Annotated in this window: 15 protein-coding genes; 13 read left to right on the top strand and 2 right to left on the bottom strand. The window is 58.1% G+C overall.

Features of this window, described 5'->3' with window-relative positions; all coding sequences use genetic code 11:
• Positions 1 to 69: 69 nt before the first annotated feature.
• From dnaB to NE623_RS00715, 5 genes are all read left to right on the top strand, one after another.
• The gene (gene dnaB / locus NE623_RS00695; protein WP_256271238.1) at positions 70 to 1425 is read left to right on the top strand and encodes a replicative DNA helicase; all 1356 of its coding nucleotides are present in this window, start codon (positions 70 to 72) and stop codon (positions 1423 to 1425) included.
• Positions 1415 to 2806, top strand: a complete 1392-nt coding sequence (gene tilS, locus NE623_RS00700; protein WP_256271116.1) for a tRNA lysidine(34) synthetase TilS — start codon at positions 1415 to 1417, stop codon at positions 2804 to 2806. Before dnaB ends, tilS begins: the two co-directional genes overlap by 11 nt.
• A 14-nt stretch (positions 2807 to 2820) precedes the next feature.
• On the top strand, positions 2821 to 3363 hold the full coding sequence (gene hpt / locus NE623_RS00705; protein WP_256271237.1) for a hypoxanthine phosphoribosyltransferase: 543 nt from the start codon (positions 2821 to 2823) through the stop codon (positions 3361 to 3363).
• A 93-nt stretch (positions 3364 to 3456) separates the two neighbouring features.
• Complete coding sequence (gene ftsH, locus NE623_RS00710) at positions 3457 to 5493, top strand: ATP-dependent zinc metalloprotease FtsH (RefSeq protein ID WP_256271236.1); 2037 nt, start codon at positions 3457 to 3459, stop codon at positions 5491 to 5493.
• Positions 5494 to 5508: 15 nt separating this feature from the next.
• A complete protein-coding gene (locus tag NE623_RS00715; RefSeq protein ID WP_256271115.1) occupies positions 5509 to 6627 on the top strand; it encodes a hypothetical protein in 1119 nt (372 codons plus the stop codon).
• Between the two features lie 90 nt (positions 6628 to 6717).
• On the opposite strand, the gene NE623_RS00720 is transcribed toward NE623_RS00715, so the two are convergent.
• The gene (locus NE623_RS00720) at positions 6718 to 7692 is read right to left on the bottom strand and encodes an RluA family pseudouridine synthase (protein WP_256271114.1); all 975 of its coding nucleotides are present in this window, start codon (positions 7690 to 7692) and stop codon (positions 6718 to 6720) included.
• Between the two features lie 94 nt (positions 7693 to 7786).
• On the opposite strand from NE623_RS00720, the gene NE623_RS00725 reads away from it, so the two are divergent.
• The 8 genes from NE623_RS00725 (at position 7787) to rlmH (ending at position 19350) form a co-directional block, all read left to right on the top strand.
• Entirely contained in the window at positions 7787 to 8512 is a 726-nt protein-coding gene (locus NE623_RS00725; RefSeq protein ID WP_256271113.1) for a JAB domain-containing protein, read from the top strand.
• A 143-nt stretch (positions 8513 to 8655) separates the two neighbouring features.
• Complete coding sequence (uvrB, locus tag NE623_RS00730) at positions 8656 to 10695, top strand: excinuclease ABC subunit UvrB (protein WP_256271112.1); 2040 nt, start codon at positions 8656 to 8658, stop codon at positions 10693 to 10695.
• 47 nt (positions 10696 to 10742) lie between these two features.
• The gene (gene uvrA, locus NE623_RS00735) at positions 10743 to 13598 is read left to right on the top strand and encodes an excinuclease ABC subunit UvrA (protein WP_256271235.1); all 2856 of its coding nucleotides are present in this window, start codon (positions 10743 to 10745) and stop codon (positions 13596 to 13598) included.
• Positions 13599 to 13737: 139 nt separating this feature from the next.
• Entirely contained in the window at positions 13738 to 14664 is a 927-nt protein-coding gene (locus NE623_RS00740; RefSeq protein WP_256271111.1) for an RluA family pseudouridine synthase, read from the top strand.
• Positions 14665 to 14696: 32 nt separating this feature from the next.
• The gene (locus NE623_RS00745; RefSeq protein WP_256271110.1) at positions 14697 to 16535 is read left to right on the top strand and encodes a peptidoglycan DD-metalloendopeptidase family protein; all 1839 of its coding nucleotides are present in this window, start codon (positions 14697 to 14699) and stop codon (positions 16533 to 16535) included.
• 184 nt (positions 16536 to 16719) lie between these two features.
• Entirely contained in the window at positions 16720 to 18003 is a 1284-nt protein-coding gene (locus NE623_RS00750; RefSeq protein ID WP_256271109.1) for a UDP-N-acetylglucosamine 1-carboxyvinyltransferase, read from the top strand.
• Between the two features lie 60 nt (positions 18004 to 18063).
• A complete protein-coding gene (locus NE623_RS00755; RefSeq protein WP_256271108.1) occupies positions 18064 to 18852 on the top strand; it encodes an MBL fold metallo-hydrolase in 789 nt (262 codons plus the stop codon).
• A gap of 12 nt (positions 18853 to 18864) precedes the next feature.
• A complete protein-coding gene (gene rlmH / locus NE623_RS00760; protein ID WP_256271107.1) occupies positions 18865 to 19350 on the top strand; it encodes a 23S rRNA (pseudouridine(1915)-N(3))-methyltransferase RlmH in 486 nt (161 codons plus the stop codon).
• Between the two features lie 133 nt (positions 19351 to 19483).
• Here rlmH and NE623_RS00765 read toward each other — a convergent pair whose 3' ends face one another.
• A complete protein-coding gene (locus NE623_RS00765; protein WP_256271106.1) occupies positions 19484 to 21007 on the bottom strand; it encodes a 4Fe-4S dicluster domain-containing protein in 1524 nt (507 codons plus the stop codon).
• Between the last annotated feature and the right edge of the window lie 66 nt (positions 21008 to 21073).

Raw genomic sequence — 21073 nt, forward strand, 5'->3', positions numbered from 1 at the left:
ACCACCGGCAAAGGAAGGAGGGTATCCGCTGTGCCGAAAAATGAGGAAGTAAGCCTTTCCAGTCTGGGTATGCAGATGCCTTACAATATGCAGGCTGAGCAGAGCGTGCTGGGTGCTGCGCTGATGGATGAGACGATTCTGAACCGCCTTATCACCGATATGGAACCCGAAATGTTCTACTCGGACCAGAACCGCGCCGTGTATGAGACGATGCGTACCCTCTACACCGACAGCGAGGCCGTGGACGTCATCACGCTGGTCAATGCGCTGGCCGCAGGGGATACCTTTGCCAGTGCCGATGACGCCAAGGTTTACATTACCCGCATTGCCGAGACTGTGCCCGCAATCTCCAATGTCGATTCTTACTTCAAGATTGTCAAGGAAAAGTATCAGGCACGCCGCCTGATTGACGCGGCACGTTCCATTTTGAACGAGACAGCCTCCGGTGAGGATGCAGACCTCTTGCTGGAAAGCGCCGAACAGAAGATTTATGATATCCGTTCCGGCCGCGACAAGACCGGCGTCAAGACCATCCGGGAATCCATCCTGGAGGTCATCGACACGATGCAGAAACTGAGTGGTGCGGATCGCGACAAGTTCGCGGGCATCCCCACCGGCTTCAACTATCTGGACACGGTGCTGACCGGTCTGGGCCGTTCCGACCTGATTATTCTGGCGGCACGTCCCGGTATGGGCAAAACCTCCTTTGCGCTGAACATTGCTACAAACGTGGCACGCCAGCAGAAAATCCCCACCATCATCTTCAGCCTTGAAATGACCTGTGAGCAGCTGACCGACCGTATTCTTTCCAGCACGGCCAACATTGACAGTCAGGCGTTCCGTACCGGCCGCCTGAACAGCTCTGACTGGAACGATTTTGCGCAGGCTACCTCACTGCTCTACAATGCGCCCATTTATATGGACGATTCCTCCGGTATTTCGGTGCCAGAGATGAAGGCAAAAATCCGCACCATCAATCAGGACCCCAAAAAGGAAAAAATCGGGCTTGTTATCATTGACTATCTGCAGCTTATGCAGAGTGCCAAGCGCACCGAAAGCCGCGTGCAGGAAATCAGTGATATCACGCGAAATCTGAAGATTATGGCCAAGGAGCTGAATGTGCCGGTTATCGCACTGTCGCAGCTTTCGCGTGCGGCGGAAAAGACGGCGGGCCGTTCGGACCACCGTCCGCAGCTTTCGGACCTTCGTGACTCTGGCTCTATCGAGCAGGACGCGGATATTGTGCTTTTCCTCTATCGCGCCGCCTACTACAACTCCCAGAACGGGGAGGAAAGTCAGGCCAACGAAAACGAGGCCGAGTGCATTGTGGCCAAGAACCGCCACGGCGAGACGAGCGTTGTCCGTCTGGGCTGGGATGGTGCCCACACGCGGTTCAGCAATCTGGATGTGACCCATGAGTTCTGACGCAGAAAAAACAGTACAGCGTATTGAGGAGACTCTGTTGGACAACTGCCGCCGACAGGGTCTGTTCAAGTCTGGCGACAGGGTCATTGCGGCCTGCTCCGGCGGAGCAGACTCAATGGCTTTGTTGCTTTTTTTGCTGCGTAACCGCCGCAAACTGGCCATTGAGGTGCTGGCCACCCACGTGAACCATGGAATCCGGGGCGAGACCGCCCGCCGCGATGCTGACTTTGTGGCGGATTTCTGCCGCCGGAACGGCGTGGAGCTTTTCCTGTACGATGCCGTGCAGGAGGGGATAGACGTGCCGCCCAACCCCAGCGAGGACTGGGCACGCGGCCTGCGGTACGGTTGGTTTGATGAGCTGGCCGCCCGCGAGGAGGCCGTCATTGCCACGGCCCACACTATGTCCGATCAGGCCGAGACGGTGCTCTTCCGTATAGCGCGGGGAACAGGGCTGCATGGTCTTGCGGGTATTCCGCCGCGCCGCGGCTGCTATGTGCGCCCTTGCCTCTGCCTGACCCGCGCCGACACCGAGGCATACTGCGCCGCGCTGGGGCAACACTATGTGCAGGACGAAACCAACGCCGAGGACACCTACGCCCGTAACCGCATCCGGCACGAGGCTGTCCCCGCGCTGCAGTACGCAAACCCGGCAGCGGAGCGCAGCATTGCCCGGCTCTGCCGCCAGATGCGCGCACTGGATGACTGGCTGAATGCCGAGGCTGCCGCACTTTTGCAGGCGGCCGCCGTGCCGGGCGGGTACGATGTTGCCATATTGCGCCGCGCCGAGGGGCCTGTGCTGGATGCCGCACTCCATGCGCTGGTCAGCCCGGTGCGGGACGCGGAGGAAAAGTATATCAGCCTGCTCCGGTTTGTGGTTCTGCACGGCGAGGGCAGCGTTCAGCTGACGCCGGATGTGAACTACCGTGTCCGCAACGGCCTGCTTGTCTGCCATACGCAGGAGGGGGCAAAGGTCCATCCGGCACCCCCGCAGCCCTTTGAACCCGGTGAATATCGCCTTCCGGGTGGTTATTTTGTGAAATTTCAGGTAGTAAAGTATGAAAATTTTCTAAAAAATCAATCAATTTTCAAAAAAGACTTAAACTGTTGCGCGGATTGTGCTAAAATACAAGGGAATGTTATTCTGCGCACACGGCAGGCAGGGGATTTCTACCGCCCGGCAGGCCGCCATCTGCGCAAGACACTCAAAAAATATTACAATGAACTTGGCGTACCGCAGGCCGAACGGCCGCTGCTTCCACTGCTGGCTGATGGCAGTGAGGTGCTGTGGCTGTGGGGCTGCGGCTTCGCCGAGGGATGTGCCCCCGATGAGTACACCCATGAGGTACTGACGGTGCGGACGGAAAAAACAGGGGAGGCATAATATTTATGCATAATATGGACAATGACATTGACCATGTTCTGGTATCCGAAGCTGAGCTGAAGGCGAAGGTGGCCGAGCTGGGTGCCCGGATTACCCGCGACTATGAGGGCCGGGATCTGCTGCTGGTCTCTATCCTGAAGGGATCGGTTGTCTTTATGGCAGACCTGATGCGCGCAGTGAAGATGCCCTGCGCCATCGACTTCATGGTGGTTTCCAGCTATGGCGGCGCAAACACGTCCTCCACCGGCCTTGTCAAAATCATCAAGGATCTGGACGCCGATCTGACCGGCAAGGATGTGCTGATTGTGGAGGATATTCTGGATACCGGCATCACCCTGTCCAAGCTGGTGCCTGTTCTGAAGATGCGCAACCCCAGCAGCGTCAAAATCTGCACCATCCTCAGCAAGCCCAGCCGCCGCATGGCCGACATTGAGCCGGATTACTGCGGCTTTGAGGTTCCCGATGAGTTCGTGGTCGGCTACGGTCTGGACTATGATGAAAAGTATCGCAACCTGCCCTACGTGGGTGTCCTCAAGCCGGAGGTTTATTCCCACTAAAGCCAAAATGCCCGGCAGAAACGCCGGATAGGAGTTGATTTCTTGCAGCAAAAACAGCCGAAATTCAGCGGCATCCTTGTGGTGGCCGTCCTGATGGTATTGGTTCTCTTCTTTATCAGCCTTTCTCCGCTGCTGGCGGAAACCGGCAATAAGGACACAACCTATTCCGAAATTTACTATTACTTTGAAAATCAACAGGTGACCTCGTTCCGTCTGAATCTGGGCACCGGCTCGCTGGAGCTCTGGCTCAAGGAGGGCAACATCCCTCTGCCGGAGTCCAACGCCGCGGCAAGCCTGCCCAACGGTGGCCTGCTGAGCCTGAACAGCTCTGACAATGACGCACTGCCTGATAACGGCGGCACGGTCTATATGACCTACAAGCTGCCCTATGGTGGTGACTTCAACACCGGCAAGATTTCCGACTTTGTGGATGAGTACAACGCCGCAAACCCGGACGCACCGATGGTATTTGACTACGTTGCCGCCAAGACCAGCGTGCCATGGCTGGAAATTATCTTCTACGTGGCCATGATTGGCAGCATCGGTATGCTGTTTATGTCGATGTACCGCGGCGGCGCAGGCGGCGGCATTATGAATGTCGGCCGCGCCAAGGTCAAGGACCAGCAGGAGAGCCAGCGCAAGGCGACCTTTGCCGATGTGGCCGGTGCCGATGAGGAAAAGGCCGAGCTACAGGAGGTTGTCGAATTCCTGAAGGCTCCCGACAAATTCAACTCTCTGGGCGCACGGATTCCCCACGGTGTCCTGCTTGTCGGCCCTCCGGGTACCGGCAAGACGCTGCTGGCCCGCGCCTGTGCGGGTGAGGCCGGTGTGCCGTTCTACGCCATTTCCGGCTCTGATTTTGTGGAGATGTATGTCGGCGTCGGCGCGTCCCGCGTGCGTGACCTGTTTGAGAAGGCCAAAAAGACGATGCCCTCCATCATCTTCATTGATGAGATTGACGCGGTGGGCCGTCAGCGTGGCGCAGGTCTGGGCGGCGGCCACGATGAACGTGAGCAGACACTGAACCAGTTGCTGGTTGAGATGGATGGCTTCGATGCCAACGATGGCGTCATTGTTATGGCTGCTACGAACCGTGCTGATATTCTGGATAAGGCGCTGCTGCGTCCGGGCCGTTTCGACCGTCAGGTCTATGTCGGTTTGCCCGATGTGAAGGGCCGTGAGGAAATCCTGCGCGTTCACACCAAGAACAAGCCCCTCGGCCCCGATGTGAGCCTCAAGACGATTGCACGCTCCACGGCTGGCTTCTCCGGAGCCGATTTGGAAAACCTTGTCAACGAGGCCGCCCTGCTGGCGGCACGTCAGGGCAAGAAGGCGATTACCGAGAAGGAAATCGAGGAAGCCTCGGTAAAGGTTATGATGGGCCCCGAGAAGAAGAGCCACGTTGTCACCGATGAGGAGCGCCGCCTGACCGCCTACCACGAGACCGGCCACGCAATTACCGGCTATTTCAGCAAGCACCATGACCCGGTGCACCAGATTAGCATTATCTCCCGCGGCGGTGCGGGCGGCTACACAATGTATCTGCCCGAAAAGGACCCCAGCTATGTCACCAAGACGGCAATGTTTGAGAATATTGTCACCCTGCTGGGCGGCCGTGTGGCAGAGCAACTGGTGCTGGACGATATCTCCACCGGTGCCTCCAACGATTTGCAGCGTGCCACGGATACGGCGCGCTCTATGGTAACTCGCTACGGTTTCTCGGAGCGTATGGGCCCGGTTGTCTACGGCAGCGACCCCGGCGAGACCTTCCTGGGACGTGACTTTGGACAGGGCAAGGGCTATTCCGAGGCGATTGCCTCCGAAATTGACAACGAAATCCGCGACATTGTGGATGAAGCCTATGAGACGGCCCGCCGCACCCTGACCGAGCATATGAGCGAGCTGCACAAGGTGGCCGGCGTTCTGATGGAGCGCGAAAAAATCAGCGGTGAGGAGTTCAAGACGCTGATGGAGGGCGGAACCCTGCCGCCCTATGACCTTGCCAAGGGCGAGACCGCCCAGCCCGAAACACCTGTGCCGGAAACTGCAGAACCTGTGCAGCCTGCCGAACAGACCGAAAACCCGCAGCCTGCCGAGACGGACAACACCCACCCCGGCACCCAAGAGTAAAGAGTAGGTGTAACTATGGATCAGAATTTTTCCCTGATGGCGCAGTCCCGCGCCAACTATTACACGGCTGGCAGCCCGGTGCAGTTTGTCCGTGTTGAGCTGCTGAAAGGCGATGTCACCGGCGAGGTGGCTGTCTGCCTGACCTTCAAGAACGTTGGCACAGAGCCGTTGACCGGCCTCGTTGTCCACTTCAAATGTAAGGACGCTGCCGGTCAGATTCTCTGCGAGGATGACTTCTACTATGAGCAGCTCAACGCGCAGCCCGGTGATGTTTTCGGCAGCGATGATGCCGTCTACGTCAGCGATACGCCGGTTTCCAGCGTAGAGGTTGAGCAGGATCGCGCCTTCCTGAACGGACGCGGTGTGGATCTGCGCGGCTATAAGCGTGTGCGTCTGGATATGCCCCGCGTGCTGCCTGCATCCATTGCCAAGACCCTGCAAAAGCGCGCCAACAACCCGCAGCTGACCTGCGTGCCGCAGGATACCCAGTATGGCTGGTTCTGCGCCTGTGGTGCGTTCCATCCCAATGAGGAAAACTGCACGGTCTGCTCGGAGTGTGGTGGTGACCGTGCCGGCATCAAGGCCACGCTGACCTCCATTCTGGAGGAGGCACGTCAGGCCGCAGAGCGCCAACAGCAGGAAGTCAACGCTGTGGCAAGCAGCGTTGCACCCGCCCCGCAGCCCCAGCCTGCAGCTCCCGCCGCCAAAGACCCCCGCGCCATGGCCAACGCCGTGCAGGCAGCTATCACGGGCCAGCAGGAGATTCCGCCGAAGAAAGCCTATGAGCCTGAGGAGGCCACCGCCGCCTTTGAGCCGCAGGGCTACGCCGACAATGATGTGGATGAGGAAGCCGAGCGCGTTCGCCGTTACGCCCCCAAGGGCCGTCTGTTTGACGATGATGAGGACGATGACGAAGGTACCCAGATGTATGACACCGATAATCTGGACTACGATGATGACGATTACGAGGATCGCAAGAAGTCCAAGAAGCGCGGCCGTTACGCCGATGATGATGAGACCAGCGAGGATGATGTTATGGCCGAGCGCATCATCCATCTGGCTCCGCCCATCACTGCCATTGCCTGCGCCCTGATTGTGGCACTGTCTCTGGTATACCATTTCGTTCTGGCATAAAATGATTCTGTAGGGCTTGGGCACGAAGAGGCTCTGCAGTAGTACAAAACAACACCCGGAGGGCTTTGCGAAACCCTCCGGGTGTTGTCTTTACTTCTCGTTTTCAGCGGTCAGGCGCTCATAGGTCTTTACGATTTCCGGGTCATTCAGCTTGATGACTTTGCCGGAGAGATAATGCAGCGTGTTTTCCTCCGGGATACGTCCAAAGGTCAGCCGCTGGGCACAGAGTGCCTGTGTTTTCAGCCCGGTGCGCTCGTTCATCTTGCGGTTGCCGTACTTGATATCGCCCAGCACCGGGTGGCCCAGATAGGCAAGGTGGGCGCGTATCTGATGGGTGCGCCCGGTGATAAGCCCAATGCGGCAGAGTGCGAACGGCCCGGATTGGCGAATTACGGTGATCTCTGTGATAATCTGTTTGTAGCCCTCGCTCTCCCTTGCGTGGATGCGGACCTTGTTGGTCTTTTCGCTGTGCTGCAGCCAGGCCACAAAGCGCCCCTGCGGCGGTGCGCCCACGGTGATGGTCAGATATTCCTTCTTCATCCAATCATCGCGGATTATCTCGTTCAGGTCACGCAGTGCGGCGTAGCTTTTGGCAGCCAGCACCAGCCCCTCCGTGCCGCGGTCCAGCCGGTTGCACAGGGCAGGGGCAAACCGCTTTTCGGCGTGGGGGTCATATTCGCCCTTCGCTTCCAGATAGGCGGCAAAGGCATCCACAAGGTTCGCGTCGCCGGTGCGGTCACTGTGGCAGAGCAGATGCGCGGGCTTGTACAGCACGGCAAGGTTTTCGTCCTCATACACCACGGCAACAGGCGGCTGCCTGCGGGGCGGCTTGGCCGCTTTGGCGGCCGGGCGTCCCACCGGGAAGAACTCATCATTGATGTATAGTTCAATCAGGTCACCGGTCTGCAGCCGGGTGTCCGGCTCGGCGCGCTTTCCGTTGACCTTGATGCGCTTGTTGCGGAACGCCTTGTACATCATACTGCGGGGCATATCCTTGGTCACACCCTCCACAAAGCGGCTCAGGCGCACACCGTTCTCATTGGGGCCTGCGGTAAAACTTTTCATTGTATCCTCGTATTTCCTTTAAAAAATCGGTTGGCAAAATGGTATTTTCATTATATAATGAAAACAGGAAAACGTAAAGACAGGATGTGAAAAAATGGCAGGGGAGAATCTTCATGAGGAGCATCGTGCCCGGATGAAGGCCCGCGTGGAGCGCGATGGGCTGGAAAGTCTGGCAGAGCATGAGGCACTGGAATATCTGCTGTTTATGTCCATTCCGCGGCAGGATACCAACGTACTGGCCCATCGGCTGATTGAGCATTTCGGTGATTTCTGTAAGGTTATGGAGGCTGAACCCGAGGAGCTGGAACAGGTGCCCGGCATCGGGCCCAAAAGTGCACATCTGATTTCTACCGTTATGGCGTTCAGCCGCTATTATACGCTGAAAAAGCGCGTTACCCGGCAGGCGTTGAGCACCGCCGAGGCCGCCATTAACTACGTCAAGCCGTTGTTCCGCGGCCTGCAGAATGAGCAGCTCTATCTGATTCTGCTGGACGATGCCTGCCGCCCGATGCAGGATCTGCGCATTGCCGAGGGTGTGCCCAACCGCGTGACAGTGGACACCCGCAAGCTGCTGCGCGCTGTGGCCCGCACCAATTCCACCTGCGGGATTCTGGCGCACAACCATCCCACCGGTATGGCCGTCCCCTCGGAGGCCGACCGCCTGACAACCTATCGCATTATGGAACTGACCGGTCAGCTTGGTTTTACCGTCATTGACCACATCATCATCGCCGGGGAGGATGCCTGCTCGATGCTGAACCGCGGCAGCCTGCCGGAATACCGCCCGGGCGGCGGCATATTGCAGGCCGCCAGCCGCTGAAATCAACGCTCTGCGCTCTGCCACTTGGCAGGGCGCATTTTTCTGCTTTTTGCGCACAAAATATCGGCAAAGGGCTTTACTTATAAAAGAGGCCGTGCTATAATCGTTATACAACTAATCGTTGTACTCTGAAAGGAGAGACAATGGACGAGGTTTTTCATTTAAAGGCACCCTTCCAGCCCACCGGCGACCAGCCGCAGGCGATAGAAGCCCTTGTGCAGGGCATCAACGAAGGGAACGAGGCACAGACGCTGTTGGGCGTCACCGGCTCCGGCAAGACCTTCACAATGGCGAATATTATTGCCCGCTGCAACCGCCCCACGCTGATTCTGGAGCCGAACAAGACGCTGGCCAGCCAGATTTGCACCGAGATGCGCGGCTTTTTCCCGGAGGATGCCGTCGAATATTTTGTCTCCTACTATGACTACTACCAGCCGGAAGCCTACATTCCGTCTACGGATACCTATATCGAGAAGGACAGCGCTATCAACGATGAAATTGACCGCCTGCGCCATTCGGCCACGGCGGCGCTGTCGGAACGGCGCAACGTGATTATTGTGGCATCGGTGTCCTGCATTTACTCCTTGGGCGATCCTATCGACTACCGCAGTATGGTCATCAGCCTGCGCCCCGGCATGCAGATGGAGCGTGACGAGCTGTGCAGCCGCCTTGTCAAGCTGCAATATGAGCGCAACGATATGAACTTTATCCGCAACAAATTCCGCGTAAAAGGGGACACGGTGGATATTCATCTTGCCTATAACGATGAATTTGCCATCCGCGTGGAGTTTTTCGGGGATGAGATTGACCGCATCATTGAGTTTGACCCGCTGACGGGCGAGCACAAGAATGTGGTGCGCCATGTGGCCATCTTCCCGGCCAGCCACTACATTGTCGGGCCCGAGAAAATGCAGGAGGGCCTGAAAAAAATCCAGCTGGAAATGGAGGAACAGGTCAAGAAGTTTACGGCGGAAGGCAAGCTCCTTGAAGCACAGCGCATCCAACAGCGCACTAATTATGATATGGAAATGCTGCAGGAGGTAGGGATGTGCAAGGGCATAGAGAACTACTCTGCCGTACTTTCCGGCCGCGCACCGGGGTCAACGCCCACAACGCTGCTGGACTACTTCCCGGACGATTTCCTTTTGATGGTGGACGAGAGCCACGTTATGCTGCCGCAGGTGCGGGGAATGTTCGGCGGTGACTACAGCCGCAAAAAGACGCTGGTGGAGTACGGCTTTCGCCTGCCCTCAGCCTTTGACAACCGCCCGCTGAAATTTGAGGAATTTGAAGCCAAAATACACCAGAAAATATTCGTTTCTGCCACCCCGGGTGAATATGAGCGCCAGCACTCCAGCCGTGTAGCGGAGCAGGTTATCCGCCCCACCGGCCTTCTGGACCCGCTTATTATGGTGCGCCCGGTGGAGGGCCAGATTGAGGATTTACTGGGTGAAATACGCACCCGCATTGACCGCGGCGAGCGTGCGCTGGTCACCACCCTGACCGTCAAAATGGCCGAGGATCTGACCGACTATCTGGAAGAACACGGCGTCAAAACCAAGTATATGCACCACGAGGTGGACACCTTTGAGCGCATGGAGATTATCAAGGATTTGCGCGTAGGTGCCATTGATGTGATTGTGGGCATTAACCTTCTGCGCGAAGGTCTGGACCTGCCGGAGGTATCGCTCATCGCCATTCTGGACGCCGACAAGGAGGGCTTCCTGCGCAGTGAGACCAGCTTGATTCAGACCATCGGCCGCGCCGCCCGCAATGCCAACGGCGTGGTGCTGATGTACGCCGATGAGGTCACCCCCAGCATGGAGCGCGCCATTATGGAGACCGAGCGCCGCCGTGCAATTCAGGATGCCTACAATAAAGAACACGGCATAACCCCCAGAACCATCGTGAAAGCCATCGGTGATGGGCTGGAAATCAGCATGAGCGAGGAAAACAAGCGGATGCGCCAGCACCGCATGAGCCGCGCCGAGCGCCAGCAGACCATCGAACGGCTGACAAAGGAAATGAAGGAGGCTGCACGGCTGCTGCAATTTGAGCTGGCCGCGCAGCTGCGTGACGAGATTGCACGTCTGGAACGCGGCGAGGACCCCACCGCCGTGGACACCAGCGAGCGCAGAGCTGCCGCCAAAACACGCAAGGGCAGGAGGAAATATAAAAATTGAGTACAACACCCGAAAAAACGCCTGCAAAGCGCAATTCCAAAATCAAGATTGACCCGAACAACCGCATTGTCATCAAGGGCGCACGGGAGCATAACCTGAAAAACGTCAGTCTGGAGCTGCCGCGGGATAAGCTCATCGTTATGACGGGCCTGTCCGGCTCCGGCAAGTCCAGCCTTGCCTTTGACACGATTTTTGCCGACGGCCAGCGCCGTTATATGGAGAGCCTTTCCAGCTACGCCCGCCAGTTTCTGGGCCAGATGGAAAAACCGGACGTGGACGAAATCACCGGCCTTTCCCCGGCTATTTCCATTGACCAGAAAACCACCAGCCACAACCCGCGCTCCACGGTGGGCACCGTCACCGAAATTTATGACTATCTGCGCCTGATGTACGCCCGCATCGGCGTGCCGCACTGTCCGATTTGTGGCCGCGAAATCACCCAGCAGTCGGTCGATGAAATGGTCGATGAGGTGCTGAAGCTGCCGGAGCGCACCCGCTTTCAGGTGCTGGCCCCGGTGGTGCGTGCGCGTAAGGGCACGCAGGCTAAGGAGCTGGACGCTGCCCGACGCGCAGGCTTTGCCCGCGTGCGTATTGACGGCAATATGTACGATTTGAGCGAGGAAATCAACCTCGAAAAGAACATCAAGCACACAGTGGAAATCGTTGTGGATCGCCTTGTCATCAATGATACGGTCCGCGGCCGTCTGGCGGATTCCATCGAAACCGCCCTTACACAGGCCAATGGTCTGGTCGTTATTGACGTGATTGGCGGCGAGCCGATGATGTTCAGCCAGAGCTATGCCTGCCCCGAGCACGGCATTTCGGTCGAGGAGCTGACACCGCGTATGTTCAGCTTCAATAACCCTTTCGGTGCCTGCGAAAAATGCACGGGTCTTGGCACCTTTATGAAGGTTGACCCGGCCCGCGTCATTCCCGACCAGCGCAAGTCCATCCGTGAAAGCGCCATCAAGGCCAGCGGCTGGTACTATGCGGAGGGCTCTATCTCGGAAATGACCTACAAGGCGCTTGGCAAGCGCTATGGCTTTACACTGGACACCCCCATCAAGGAGTTCAGCAAGGAAGCCCTCCATGCCCTGCTGTACGGCACCGGCGAGGAACGCATTGAGATGCAGCGTGAGAGTATGTTCGGCTCGGGCACCTACTACAACCAGTTCGAGGGCATTATCCCCAATCTGGAACGCCGCTTCCGCGAAACGAGCAGTGAGTGGGTCAAGGAGGAAATCGCCCTCGTTATGTCCAGCGAGGAGTGCCCGGCCTGCCATGGCCGCCGCCTGAAACCCACCAGTCTGGCCGTGACGGTGGGCGGTATCAATATCTCCGACTTCTGCGACAAGAGCGTCAATGAGGAGCTGGAATTCATCAACACCGCCAAGGTCAGCGCCCGCGATGAGATGATTGGCGCCCCGATTTTCAAGGAAGTAAAAGAGCGTCTCGGCTTCCTGAAAAGTGTGGGTCTGGGTTATCTGACGCTTTCCCGCGGTGCGGCGTCCCTGTCCGGCGGCGAAAGCCAGCGCATCCGTCTGGCCACCCAGATTGGCAGCGCCCTGACCGGCGTGCTGTACGTGCTGGACGAGCCGAGCATCGGCCTGCACCAGCGCGATAATGACAAGCTGATCGCCACGATGAAGCGCCTGCGCGACCTTGGCAATACCCTGATCGTGGTCGAGCATGACGAGGATACCATGCGGCAGGCCGACTACATCGTGGATGTCGGCCCCGGTGCGGGTGTGCACGGCGGTGAAATCGTTGCGGCGGGCAGCGTGGCGGACATCTGCAAGGCCAAACGCAGCGTTACCGGCGCTTATTTGTCTGGGCGCAAATTTGTCGAGGTGCCCGCCATCCGGCGCGAGGGCAACGGTAAATTCCTGCGCATTGTCAAGGCACGGGAAAACAATCTGCAAAATATCACGGTGGATTTCCCGCTGGGCAAAATGATTTGCGTGACCGGTGTGTCGGGATCCGGCAAATCGACACTTGTCAATGAAATTCTGTACAAGACGCTGGCTGCCGCCCTGAACGGCGCACGCAGCCGCCCCGGCCAATGCGAAGAGGTCGAGGGCATGGAATGGGTTGACAAGGTCATTGGCATTGATCAGTCGCCCATCGGGCGCACACCGCGCTCCAACCCGGCCACCTACACAGGTGTGTTCGGGGACATCCGCAGCCTGTTTGCCAACACGCAAGATGCCAAAATGCGCGGCTACGGCCCCGGTCGGTTCAGCTTCAACGTCAAGGGCGGCCGCTGCGAGGCCTGCGAGGGCGGCGGTATCCTGACCATTGAGATGCACTTCCTGCCGGATATCTACGTGCCCTGTGACGTCTGCAAGGGCAAGCGCTACAACCGCGAGACGCTGGAGGTCAAGTACAAGGACAAGAATATCTCCGACGTGCTGGATATGACGGTGGAGGAAGCCTGCGTTTTCTTTGCCAACATTCCCAAGATTGCCCGCAAGCTGCAGACGCTGCAGGAGGTCGGCCTCGGCTATATTCAGCTGGGGCAGGCCGCAACCACGCTTTCCGGCGGCGAAGCGCAGCGCGTCAAGCTGGCCAATGAGCTGGCCCGCCGCGATACCGGGCAGACGGTGTATATTCTGGACGAACCCACTACCGGCCTGCACGTGGCGGATGTTCACCGTCTGGTCAAGGTGCTGGATAAGCTGGTGGACGCCGGCAATACGGTCATTGTGATTGAGCACAATCTGGACGTCATCAAGCGTGCGGATTATATCATCGACCTTGGCCCCGAGGGCGGCAGCGGTGGCGGTACGGTAGTAGCCACCGGCACGCCGGAGGAGGTTGCAAAGAACCCCCATTCCTTTACCGGGCAGTATCTCAAGCCTGTGCTGGAACGCGCCGCCGAGCTGCAACACACACAGGAATAACACAGACAGCCTTCCTGCGGGAGGGCTGTTTTTGTTGTATGAACGTCCTTCCGCAATTTTTGAGCCAAACATTGGGATTTGCATCATCGGCCGCTTTGTGGTATAATACGTACATATGGGCTTTAAGGAGGGCGGCACTGTGACCGTTTTGCGATATACCGTGCCGCCGGAAAAGGATGGCTGCAGGCTGGGGCTTTTCCTGCGCACGCAGGGCGTCACAGCGGGGCTTATCAAGTCCGTCAAATACGATGGCGACGGCTTTTTTGCCGACGGCAGGCCTGTGCGCACCAATGAGCCGGTTCACACCGGTCAGTGCATCCACTTTGCACTGCCGCCGGAGCAGGAAACCTCCGTCACGCCACAGCCGGTTCCGTTTTCCGTTGCCTATGAGGATGAATTTACCGCCGTGCTGGATAAGCCCGCGGGCATTGCCGTGCACCCCACGCTGAACTATCCGGATGGAACACTGGCCAACGGCTGGCTGCACTATCTGCAAGCGCAGGGCAGAACCGGCGTTTTTCGTCCTATCAATCGCATTGATAAAAACACAAGCGGTCTGGTGCTCTGCGCGCAGAACGCCTTTGCCGCGCCGCTGCTGGCTGCCAGCGCCCATAAATGCTACCTTGCCATTGTGCAGGGCACGCTGCCCTTGGGGCCCGGCCGGGTGGAAGCGCCCATTGCCCGCCGCGGGGATTCCATTATTGGCCGCTGCGTGCGGGAGGACGGCAAGTACAGCCTGACGGAATATACCGTGCTGGCTGTCGGCCACAGCCACAGTCTGGCTGCCTGCTACCCGCGCACCGGGCGCACCCACCAGATACGTGTCCATATGGCCTACATTGGCCACCCATTGGCGGGGGATACGCTCTACGGCGGGTCGGATGCAGTCATCCACCGCCACGCGCTGCACTGCGGCATCCTGTGCTTCAGCCATCCGCTGACAGGGCAAGCCCTCCGCGTGGAGAGCCCTCTGCCCGCCGATATGGCCGCATTGGCGCAGGCAGAGCAGCTTTTGGACGGCTGGCAACTGTCCGCGCTGCCCTGCGGCGCGCCCGATGAAACCTGACTATGCTTACCACGGAAAGGAGCTTCCGTATTTTGAACCCTACCCAGATTGACCCGACGCCCAAGACCGAGAGCAGGCCCGAAGCGCCGGAAATGACAGGAGAAACGCGCTTTGCGCATACCTCTCAAGAAAAGAAACGCAATGAAAACCGCCGCAAGGCTGCAAATTATATGAAAGACCTGAACCGCCGCAACGCCGTTGGCGATATGCTGTATATGGTCGGTTTCTGGGTCGAGTATGTCTTTGTCTGCATCGGCCGTAAGCTGAGCGCTGTCGGGCGCGGCATCAGCGACACCGTAGTGAATCTGCTGCTCATCGTGCTGCGCCCGATTTTGCTGGGCATCATCACGCTGATTGAGGATTTGACCGGGCCGTTTGTGCGTATGATTTCCGGCATCCGGCATATTCACGCCCTGCCGGAAACACTGGAGCACCCCGAGGCCGGTGAAATCCGTGCGGCCAAGGCCAAATATCTGGCAAGCGGCATCAAAAAATACGGTATTGTTCTCTGGAACGCCATCACCTACATACTTCCGGCGGTTGCCGCAGCGGCCCTTGTGGTCATGGTGCGCAGCGCCCTCGGCCTGCATTTTGTGCTGAATGTCCAGGTGAACGGTACAAACGTCGGTTACGTGGAGAGCGAGCAGGTGTTTGAAAACGCCCGCGAGGATGTGCAGTCCCGTATCAACACGGCTAAGCGTATGCTGCAGGCGTCCGGCACGGCTGTGCCCGATACCCAGTGGGACGTCTACCCGACCTATTCGCTCTCTATAGGCAACCAGACCATGACCGAGAGCGAGATTGCCAACGCCATCCTGCGCACCGCCAGTGATGAGATTATCAACGGTACCGCTGTCTATGTCGATGACCAGCTGCTCTACGTCACGACTGAGGGCGACCATCTGCGCCGATATCTGGAAAACATCAAGGCACCCTTTGAGGATGCCATGGACAGCAACGTGTATACGGCCTTTGCCCACGATATCCGCCTTGTGGACGGCGTCTATCTGCAGGAATCCGTCAGTTCCTATGCGGACGTGATTCAGGCCTTGAACGAGGGCGGCGGCATCCACAGCTACACCGCTGTCGAGGGCGATACCGTGCAGAGCGTTGTGGACACCACCGGCGTGAGCTTTGACTCTCTGGCCCAGATGAACCCCGACCTGCTGACGCTGGATCAGGAAATCCCGGAGGGCACAGTGGTGCTGACCGGTGCATCCACGGCTGAGCTTATCAAGGTCAAGGTTGTCCGCCGCGACACCGAGACGGTCGCTATTCCGTATGATACCCAGAACTCTGAATCCGACCAGTATGACTTCGGCAAGGTAGTGACCCTGCAGGATGGTGTAGAGGGCTCGGAGGAGATCACCTACGAGACCACGGTGATTGACGGCACCGTTACCGACCGTCAGGCGGTGGCCTATAACGTGCTGCAGGCCCCCACACCGAAGATTACCGTCACCGGCACCAAGCTGAAGAACGGCATGGTGGCCAAGGTCGGCTCCGGCTCCTTTGTCTGGCCGGTGCCCGGCTACAAGTACGTCAGCCGCTGGATGGGCAACGGCCACCGCGGTGCGGATATCTGCGCCGCCTACGGCACCCCGATTATCGCTTCTGACTCCGGCACGATTATTGCTGCAGGCTGGCACTATTCCTACGGCAACTATGTCGAAATCGACCACGGCAACGGTTACAGGACACTGTATGGTCATATGTCCAGCATTGCCGTCACGCAGGGGCAGGCTGTGTCGCAGGGGCAGACCATCGGCTATGTCGGCTCCACTGGCAACTCCACCGGTAACCATTGCCACTTCGAGATGTCCTACAATGGCACACTGTTCAGTGCCTACACGCTGTTTGCCGGTATGTGATATGTTTTGAAATCACAGCACAGTGTCAACACATCTTGTGCGATTTCACAAATATTTTGCAGTTCTATCAAACAGGACTTTTCAATCAACGCAAAATGTTGTATAATCAGATAAAGTGTGTACTATAGGTCTGCCTGCCGCTAAGAAAGCTTCGGGCGGGCCGCTGCACAAAGGAGAGTTACACTTGGAAAAATACGTTATTCGCGGGGGAAAGCCGCTTGTTGGCGATGTCAACATTGGCGGCGCAAAGAACGCCGCGGTTGCTATTCTGCCTGCCACAATTCTGGCGGGTGGGAAATGTCTGATTGAAAATCTGCCCTGTATCAGTGACGTTATGGCGTCCCTGCAGATTTTGAGCGAGCTGGGTGCGAATATCCGCATGGTCAGCCGCAGTACCTATGAAATTGATACAACCCATATCGACAGCACCGAGGTCTCCAACGAGCTGTCCCGCCAGATGCGCGCCAGCTACTACTTTCTGGGCGCACTGCTGGGGCGTTTCGGCTCCGGTCAGGTGGCCATGCCGGGCGGCTGCAATCTGGGCCCGCGCCCCATTGACCAGCATCTGAAGGCTTTTACCGCCCTCGGTGCGCAGGATTCGGTGGAGTACGGCCAGATTCATGTCCGTGCGGAGCACCTTTCGGGCGGCCATGTCTTTTTTGACACGGTTTCTGTCGGTGCAACGATGAACGCTATGTTGGCCGCCGTGCTGGCCGAGGGTACCACCGTGCTGGAAAACGTTGCGCGTGAGCCGCACATTGTGGACCTTGCCAACTTTCTGAATATGATGGGTGCAGACGTTCACGGCGCAGGCACTGATGTCATCAAGATTCACGGCGTGAAGTCTCTGCACGGCTGCAACTATTCCATCATCCCCGACCAGATTGAGGCGGGCAGCTATATGGTGGCCGCCGCCATCACAAAAGGGGACATCACGCTGCACAACGTGATTCCGAAGCATATGGAGCCCATCACGGCAAAGCTGCGTGCAGCCGGCTGTACGGTTGAGGAATTTGACGATGCCCTGCGCATCAGCCGCACAGGGGAGCTGCGCCCGCTGAAGCTCAAGACCATGCCGCATCCCGGTTTCCCCACGGATATGCAGCCGCTTATGACGGCACTGCTGACGCTGGCCAACGGTACCTCCATTGTGACCGAGGGCATCTGGGAAAACCGCTTCCGCTATGTGGATGAGCTTATCCGCATGGGGGCCAACATTCAGGTGGATGGTCAGGTTGCAGTAATCGAGGGCGTCAGTGCGTTGCACCCTGCGCCGCTGCGGGCAACGGATTTGCGCGCAGGCGCGGCGATGGTTATGGCGGCGCTGGCCGCTGACGGCACCAGCGAGGTGGATGAGACCATCCATATTGAGCGCGGCTATGAGAACATTGTAGAGAAGCTGCAACTGCTGGGTGCGGATATCCGCCGCGTGGAAATTCCGGCTAACGCTGTAAGCCGGGCTATGTAAAAATACTTCTGGGCCGCCAGCCAGCGGCCCAATTTTTCTGGAAAGCGTTAGGAACAACAAATGGCATATTTTACCACCCTGTATTCCGGTTCCTCGGGCAACTGTGCGCTCGTTCGCAGCGGACAGCAGTATCTGCTGATTGATATGGGCAAAAGCTGCCGCACCACGCTGACGGCGCTGAAATCTCTGGATTTGGCCGTCAGTGACTGCGCCGGTATCCTTGTAACGCATGAGCACTCCGACCATGTTTCCGGGCTGGATACCTTCCTGAAAAAGCACCCGATTCCGCTGTATGCCTGCGCGGACACGCTGGATGCACTGGATTCCCGTGGTACGATTCCGCCGGCTGTGGAGGCTACCCCGGTGGATGGCCAGACACTGGAAATCGGCGGCTTTACCGTGACGAGCTTTCCCACCAGCCACGATGTGCCCTGCTGCGGCTATCGGATTCGCACGCCGGACGGCAAGGTTATGGCATTGGCCACCGACCTTGGGTGCCTCACGCCTGTTGTGCAGGACAGCCTGACCGACTGTGACTTAGTCGCACTGGAAGCCAACTATGACGCCTTCAGCCTGCACGGCGGGCCGTATCCCTATTATCTCAAGGTGCGCATTGCCAGTGACCGCGGCCATCTTGACAACAAGGCCTGCGCTGCGGAAATCCTGGATTTGATTCAAGATGGCTGCAAGAAATTTGCGCTCTGCCACCTCAGCCAGACCAACAACTCGCCGGAGCTGGTAAAAACAACCGTGTATAATGTGCTGCTGGCTGCGGGCATCCAGCCCGGGCGCGATGTGCTCATCCAGACGCAGGAGCGCAACACGGTCAGCCCTTACATTGAGTTTTGAGGCGGGACAGCTATGCAGAATATTGATTTGATTTGTATTGGCAAGATGAACGCCTCGTATTTTGCGCAGGGCGTGGCCGAGTACCAGAAGCGCCTTGGCGGCTTCTGCAATTTTCGCATCATTGAGCTGCCGGAGGTGCAGATAGCCGATAAAAACGCCAGTGACAAGCAGATTGCCAAAGCCCTGCAAAAGGAAGGCGAGGCGATTCTTGCCAGTGTGCGCAAGGGTGCGTACCTTGTGGCCCTCTGTGTGGAAGGCAAGCAGATTTCCAGTGAGGAGCTGGCGGCCATGCTGGCAGACCGTGCCATAAGCGGGGCGGGGGATATAGCCTTTGTCATCGGCTCCTCCCACGGGCTGGATGATTCCGTCAAGCGCGCCGCGCAGGCACGCATCAGCATGGGGCGCATCACATTGCCCCATCAGCTGGCCCGCCTGGTGCTGACAGAGCAGCTCTACCGCGCCTGCACCATCAACGCCGGTATGAAATATCATAAATAAAATGTGTAACCGCTGTAGGGGGCCGGGCTCTGCTTCGCCCGCGGCGGCGTGCCCGACCCCTGCAAATCGACGAGTATAAACACAACATCCCCTTGCGGAATCGCTCCGCAAGGGGATGTTGTTTATTCAGAGATTAGTAGTGCAGCAGATTAAGAGAATCCTGATAGGGGGTCTCGGTGGCAACCTTCATGGTGGCCTCGTTCTTGTACTTGTTCAGCATGGCAACGCTCTTGGCGGGGTCAGCCAGCGTACCGGCACCGGCAATGCAGCCGCCGGGGCAGGCCATGCCCTCCAGCAGGTAACCGTTGTACTTGCCGGCCTTGGCCATCATCATCATCTTCTTGCAGTCTGCCAGACCCTGTGCGCTTGCAACCTTGACCTCGCGGTCGGGGTCCATCTTCTTGATGGCGTTCACAACGGCCTGTGCAACGCCGCCGGAAGCAGCGAAACCACGGGCGTCTGCAGAAGCGCTGCTGAAGGAATCCTCCGGGTTGTCCGGCAGGGAAGCAAAGTCGACGGACTTTGCTTCAAACAGGCCCATCAGCTCCTCGAAGGTCAGCACAAAGTCGACCTCACTGCGGACGGAACGGCGGCTGGCCTCCAGCTTCTTGGCGGCGCAGGGGCCAACGAAGCAGATGCGGGCGTTGGGCTTTTCCTTCTTGATGAGACGGGCGGTCAGAACCATCGGGGTCATGGCCATGCTGATGCACTCGGCCTGCTGGGGGAACAGCTTCTTGGCCATAACGCTCCATGCCGGGCAGCAGGAAGTGCCCATGAACGGAATCTTGGTGGGAACTTCCTCCATGAAGTCCTTTGCCTCGTCGATGGTGCACAGGTCAGCACCGATAGCGACCTCGGCCACATCGGCAAAGCCCAGCTGGCGCATAGCTTCCTTCAGCTTGGAGGGGGTCATACCGGGGAACTGGTTGATGAAAGCGGGGGCAACGATGGCCACAACCTCATCACCACGCTTGATGGACTGAATCAGCTGGAAAATCTGGCCCTTATCAACAATGGCGCCGAAGGGGCAGTTGACAAGGCACATACCGCAGGAAACGCACTTATCGTAATCAATCTCGGCACGGCCGTGCTCATCGGAATGGATGGCACCCATGCCGCAGGCGGCCGCGCAGGGACGCTCGGTCTTGACGATGGCGCTGTAGGGGCAGCTGTTGACGCAGCGGCCGCACTTGACGCAGAGGCTCTGGTCAATGTGGCTCTTGCCGTTGCGGAAGCTGATGGCGTGCTTCGGGCAGACCTCCTGGCAGGGATGTGCCAGACAGCCCTGGCACATGGCCGTAACCTTGATGACCTTCTCCGGGCAGGCATTGCAGGCAAACTTGATGACGTTGATCAGCGGCGGCTCATAGTATTTATCCGCAATGACGCTGTGCTCCAGACCTTCGCTGGCGGGGACACTCTCATCCAGCGGGCGCAGGGACATACCCATGGCCAGACGGACGCGCTCGGAGATGATGGCTCTCTCCAGGAAAATGCTGCTGCGCAGGGATTTCTCCTCGCCGGGAATAATCTTGAAGGGCAGCTCACGCATCAGCTTTTCGTAATCAGAAAGCTCGTTGACCTCATAGGCCATGCGGGCAACCTCAGTGAACACCTTACGACGGATATCCGTTACGGGTGTATAAATGCCTCTCATTGTTTTTGCTCCTTTTTAATTGCTCCGTTTGCTACAAAAGTGACTTGTCGGCGGGCATACCCGCCC

This window comes from Gemmiger formicilis (genome assembly GCF_024462815.1).
Classification (GTDB): domain Bacteria; phylum Bacillota; class Clostridia; order Oscillospirales; family Ruminococcaceae; genus Gemmiger.

Excerpts from the sequence above, each read along its gene's own strand:
- dnaB (WP_256271238.1), top strand. The coding sequence starts at position 70 with ATGCAGATGCCTTACAATATGCAGGCTGAGCAGAGCGTGCTGGGTGCT.
- NE623_RS00725 (WP_256271113.1), top strand. The coding sequence starts at position 7,787 with ATGGCAGGGGAGAATCTTCATGAGGAGCATCGTGCCCGGATGAAGGCC.
- uvrB (WP_256271112.1), top strand. The coding sequence starts at position 8,656 with ATGGACGAGGTTTTTCATTTAAAGGCACCCTTCCAGCCCACCGGCGAC.
- hpt (WP_256271237.1), top strand. The coding sequence starts at position 2,821 with ATGGACAATGACATTGACCATGTTCTGGTATCCGAAGCTGAGCTGAAG.
- NE623_RS00765 (WP_256271106.1), bottom strand. The coding sequence starts at position 21,007 with ATGAGAGGCATTTATACACCCGTAACGGATATCCGTCGTAAGGTGTTC.
- NE623_RS00755 (WP_256271108.1), top strand. The coding sequence starts at position 18,064 with ATGGCATATTTTACCACCCTGTATTCCGGTTCCTCGGGCAACTGTGCG.
- tilS (WP_256271116.1), top strand. The coding sequence starts at position 1,415 with ATGAGTTCTGACGCAGAAAAAACAGTACAGCGTATTGAGGAGACTCTG.
- ftsH (WP_256271236.1), top strand. The coding sequence starts at position 3,457 with ATGGTATTGGTTCTCTTCTTTATCAGCCTTTCTCCGCTGCTGGCGGAA.
- NE623_RS00715 (WP_256271115.1), top strand. The coding sequence starts at position 5,509 with ATGGATCAGAATTTTTCCCTGATGGCGCAGTCCCGCGCCAACTATTAC.
- NE623_RS00720 (WP_256271114.1), bottom strand. The coding sequence starts at position 7,692 with ATGAAAAGTTTTACCGCAGGCCCCAATGAGAACGGTGTGCGCCTGAGC.
- rlmH (WP_256271107.1), top strand. The coding sequence starts at position 18,865 with ATGCAGAATATTGATTTGATTTGTATTGGCAAGATGAACGCCTCGTAT.